This is a genomic window from Marinobacter sp. UBA2498, assembly GCF_002341575.1.
GTDB lineage: Bacteria > Pseudomonadota > Gammaproteobacteria > Pseudomonadales > Oleiphilaceae > Marinobacter > Marinobacter manganoxydans.
The window spans coordinates 11,887-14,166 of the sequence record NZ_DDOI01000158.1 but is presented as its reverse complement, the minus strand read 5'-3'; the positions used below and the strand labels follow the sequence as shown (position 1 = coordinate 14,166).

The window sequence follows — 2,280 nt, the reverse complement described above, 5'->3', positions numbered from 1 at the left end:
CGGCAGTTGCTAACGGCACGAGGTGTAGCTCTCGGCGCCGGTGAAGAGGTTGATCAGGCAGTCTTCGATGAGTTGGGTCTTGATCGAGGGCAGGTTGAGGAACAGTTCGATGAACTGGTTCACAATAAAGATAGCGTTATGGCAATGGCCGGTATGATGAGCCAGTAAGGTCTACATCCCCATATTTTGATTCAAAAAAAGCCGGCTCAGAGGCCGGCAAGCTCACCCGCTTTATTGCAGAGTCGTCCAAACTTATCAGGAGAAAACAACGTTAGGTGGCACCTGCCGCAGATGGTCGGTGCCCCCTTGCTTATAATTTAGACCCTGATGGAAAAAAGAAAAGTCAACAGTTGTAACCTGGAAGGAATGATCGTCGTGTCAGTTTTTCACCGCGTCAGAACCTTTTGATTTGATGAGCTAAATTATTCTTTTTGTCGACCGAATAGTTACAAAATGTTACAAAAATAAGGTCTGACCAGTTCCTGGATGCTTGTATAGCTGACTCTAACCTGAAAAGGAGTGGTGTCGGATAGCGGTTGCGGCCCGGCGAATCGCATCGGCATGCTTCTGTTCCACTTCGAAACGTTCCTTGTCCATCTTGTCCACGAACTTTGTCTCCGTTGCTTGCCGTGCCCGGTGCGTGGGCATGTGCTGCAACTGGTCATGCACTTCCTGGAATACACTGAAAGGTGATTGCTCCAGCAACTCCGGAGCAATGTGATCGAGCAGGCCCTTGAGTCTCAGGCAGGCTTCCGAGTATTCGATCTGATCCTCTTCAACCGCCATCGCAATAACATGAACACTGCGGATCATGTCTTGTCTGCGGTTGGTCTGGAACGCCTCGGCTTTGGCCTGCCGTTTGCGATTTTCCGAAAGCAACCCCATCTGACGCCGGATGAAGACCGCCAGCAGAACGATGGCGATGAGACCAGCAATAATCAGACTCCACTGCAGCCACTGGGGCATTTTCAGCTCCTCTTATGAATCAGGCCCGTTTGCGTTGGCGCTCCGGGCGCCAGACTTTGACAGCAACGGGCTGTCCATTCAATACGGAAGTGCCAGAGAGCGGATCAATTCGACCGTCGCTGAGCAAGTCGTTGATGCTGGCACCGGCATGGGCAGCCGCCACTGACTGGCCAGTGCCGTCGCGGTCATGGCCCCAGCCATGGGGAATGGATACCACGCCGGGCATGACATCCTCGGTAATTTCAACCGGCAAGACTATCTGCCTGGATTCCGAAGATATTTCTGCCGAGTCAGCGGCCTGCAAACCCAGGCGGCTGGCGTCTTTGGGATGAATCATCAGGGTGCACCGGTCCTTGCCCTTAACCAGCCGCTGACTGTTGTGCATCCACGAGTTGTTGCTCCGAACGTGGCGCCGGCCAATCAGTTGCAGAGACTCGCCGGCCGGTGCAGCCAGGGCCTCATGCAGCCTGCCAAGGTCGTCCAGGTAGCGCCTTGGCGCAAGGTTGATCTTGCCATCGCGGGTAAACAGGCGTTCAGGCAGGGACGGCTGGAGAGGGCCCAGATCGACGCCGTTCGGGTTGTCCTTCAGGGCACTCAGGGAAAGCCCTTTCGGTAGCTCCTGCCAGTGGCGGTTCAGGGGGCTGAGCTTGGCCAGTCCACGAAGCGGATGTCGTTTCGGCAGGATATCCATCACCAGATCGACCGCAGGCTGCAGCAAGCCCCGCGCACGCCCGGCATCAGCGCCATAGGGGCCGGATCGCAAGAGTAGATCAAGGATCGGGTCTGGCCCAATCTGCTTGAAGGCGCGCCAGCCGAGCTCCGCCCGCAGGGCCAGTTGCCCACCTTTCCGGAGCTTTTCCAGCCGATGGGCCAGTTCCAGTAGAATCTGCCAGTCATGGCGGGCACCCGGGCCGGCATCGAACAGTGCTTCGCTGTACTTGGCGAAATTGCGCACCGCAAACATGCTGAAAATCAGATCGTAGTGGCTGCGTTCCAGCGCCGCGGTCGGGGGCAGGATGATATCCGCATGCCGGGTTGTTTCGTTGAGGTAATAATCCACCGAGACCATGAAGTCGAGGCCGCCCAGGGCTTCCTCCAGACGTCGGCCGTTTGGGCTGGAGAGAACGGGATTGCCGGCAACGGTGACAAAAGCCCTGATCTGCCCATCGCCGGGGGTTAACATCTCATCGGCCATGGTGCTGGCCGGGTATTCTCCGCCGAATTCAGGCAGCCCCTTCACGCGGCTGTGGCGCTTGCCGAAGTGACCTTTCTGACCGGCCATGGCGCCAAGCTCTACCAGATCAATTGCCGGCT

The 2,280-nt window shown here is 56.9% G+C and carries 2 protein-coding genes and 1 pseudogene; 1 reads left to right on the top strand and 2 read right to left on the bottom strand.

Annotated elements, in window-relative coordinates:
- Window positions 1–168: pseudogene (locus B2W52_RS21995) on the top strand (signal transduction protein); the annotation flags it as partial.
- A gap of 336 nt (window positions 169–504) precedes the next feature.
- Here B2W52_RS21995 and B2W52_RS21990 read toward each other — a convergent pair.
- Window positions 505–966, bottom strand: a complete 462-nt coding sequence (locus B2W52_RS21990; protein WP_053114227.1) for a DUF2489 domain-containing protein — start codon at window positions 964–966, stop codon at window positions 505–507.
- Between the two features lie 19 nt (window positions 967–985).
- A partial coding sequence (locus B2W52_RS21985; protein WP_286804092.1) for a molybdopterin dinucleotide binding domain-containing protein occupies window positions 986–2,280 on the bottom strand: 1,295 nt, incomplete at its 5' end.

What these genes read in the sequence shown, in the direction of transcription:
- B2W52_RS21990 (WP_053114227.1), bottom strand. Translation starts at nt 966, where the DNA reads ATGCCCCAGTGGCTGCAGTGGAGTCTGATTATTGCTGGTCTCATCGCC.